This window comes from Streptomyces sp. NPDC055078 (genome assembly GCF_053607985.1).
Genome location: NZ_JBSGUP010001005.1, coordinates 1 through 1,947 on the forward strand (window position 1 = coordinate 1; position 1,947 = coordinate 1,947).

General features: G+C 73.5%; 2 protein-coding genes. Both read right to left on the minus strand.

Going from position 1 to position 1,947, the window contains the following annotated elements:
- Positions 1 to 422: 422 nt before the first annotated feature.
- A complete protein-coding gene (locus ACWF94_RS39590; RefSeq protein WP_453499998.1) occupies positions 423 to 1,043 on the minus strand; it encodes a hypothetical protein in 621 nt (206 codons plus the stop codon).
- 91 nt (positions 1,044 to 1,134) lie between these two features.
- Positions 1,135 to 1,836, minus strand: coding sequence for a ribonuclease HII (locus tag ACWF94_RS39595; protein ID WP_453500000.1), 702 nt, complete (start codon positions 1,834 to 1,836; stop codon positions 1,135 to 1,137).
- Between the last annotated feature and the right edge of the window lie 111 nt (positions 1,837 to 1,947).

Here is a 1,947-nt window from a genome sequence, read left to right on the forward strand (position 1 = left end):
CCGCTGACGTTCCCGGGCCACGGCGGGCCCGGGAACCACCTCACGCGCCCCGGCGGCGCCCCTGTCGGGGCCGGGTGTGCCATGCGTCAGCCATGCACCCGGCATACGGCAGAGCGCTCCCGGAGGACCGCACGTCCCGGCGTACGGCACAGCACGTCCAGGAAGACCACACGTACCGCCGCATACGGCATGGCCCGCCCCCGCCCTCACCGCACCGGGCCCGGGTACGCACTGCGCCAGCCTCGGCCCTCAACGCGTTGGGCCCCGGTGCTCGGCACGGCGCGTCCCGGCGACGCCGGCCGACAGGCCGCCGCGATCCGGCGCACAACGCACCGCACGCCGTGCCCGCCGGCCACGCCGCCGGCGGCCGGATCGTCGCGGGGCGGGCCCCGGAACCACCGGCTCGGAAAGAGCCGTACTGTTCAGACGCCCGCGCCGAGCAGCGTGTTGATCCGCTTGGGGTCACCGCAGACGATCAGCAGCGCGCCCGCCTTCGCCGTCGCCGCGGGCAGGGCCCGGGCGGCGTCGGCGTCGGTGCCGCCGTTGAGCGCGAAGACGATCACGGGACGGGGCCGGGCCCGTTCCACCTGGGTGGCGTCCGCGTAGAAGACGTCGTCACCGGAGTCGTGCTGGGCCCAGTAGGCGGCTTCACCGAAGGACTGCTCGTGCGCGGCCCACGGGTGCTGGTCACCCGTGGTGAGCACCAGCACATCACCCGGCGCGCGACCTGAGTCGAGCAGCAGGTCAACCGCCTCGTCGGCGGCGTCGAGCGCACCGTCCACGGGGGCGGGGATCAGCTGGATCTGCGGCTGGGAACGATTCTCCGCCGGAGCGGCCTGCGGCCGCCCAGGGGAGGGGTGCGTGCCCTGCGGGGGCGGCGCGGGCCGGGCGGGACCGGGACCCGGGTGACCGGGGCGAGGCGTGGCCGTGGAACGCGGACCGGGTACGGGACGAGGGGTCGGCGCGGTACGGCTGGGGGCCGGAGTGGCGCGGGGACCCTGGGCGCTCTCGTGAATCTGAGGCTCCTCGGGGATGAGAGGCATGGGTGGATGTCTATCAAATGCCGGTTCGAGTGGCATCGGCGGGTGGGCACCTGGTGGTGACTGCCCTGCTGACAGGGCCGGTTCAAGAAGTTCAGAAGTCGAAGCCGAGCTGGCCCCCGCTCTCCGGATCTGCCGCCCCGGCGGGAATGCGGACCTTCTTGAGGTGCCGCCACCGGGGCAGTGCGTCGAGATAGGCCCAGGAGAGCCGGTGATACGGCGTGGGGCCCCGTTCCTCCAGGGCGGCTCGGTGTACGGGCGAGGGGTAGCCCGCGTTGGCCGCGAAGGCGAAGTCGGCGAACTCCCCCGGAAGCTCCGCCATCCTCGCGTCCCGGTAGACCTTGGCGATCACCGAGGCGGCGGCGACCGCCACACAGGACTGGTCTCCCTTGATGACGGTACGGACGCGCCAGGGATTCCCGAGGTAGTCGTGTTTGCCGTCGAGGATGACGGCCTCCGGGCGCACGGGCAGGGCGTCGAGTGCGCGGGAGGCGGCCAGCCGCAGGGCGGCGGTCATGCCCTGTTCGTCGATCTCCTCCGGTGAGGCGTGCCCCAGGGCGTGCGCGGTGACCCACGACTCCAGTTCGGCGGCGAGCCGCTCACGGCGCCGGGGGCTGAGCAGCTTGGAGTCGGTGAGCCCGGCCGGCGCCCGGCGCAGCCCGGTGATCGCGGCGCACACCGTGACCGGTCCGGCCCACGCCCCGCGTCCGACCTCGTCGACACCGGCAATGATCTTGGCGCCGGTCGTGGCCCGGATCGAGCGCTCAACTCTGTGAGTGGGAGGTTCATACGGCATGGCGCTGGCAAGGTTACGCCGCCCTGCCCCACCGATGACAACCGGATTCCCCTCCGGATGTGCGCCATGACCCGGGTAGGGCCGGTTCGGCCACGCCCGCCGCCCGCCGTC

Excerpts from the sequence above, each read along its gene's own strand:
- ACWF94_RS39590 (WP_453499998.1), bottom strand. The coding sequence starts at position 1,043 with ATGCCTCTCATCCCCGAGGAGCCTCAGATTCACGAGAGCGCCCAGGGT.
- ACWF94_RS39595 (WP_453500000.1), bottom strand. The coding sequence starts at position 1,836 with ATGCCGTATGAACCTCCCACTCACAGAGTTGAGCGCTCGATCCGGGCC.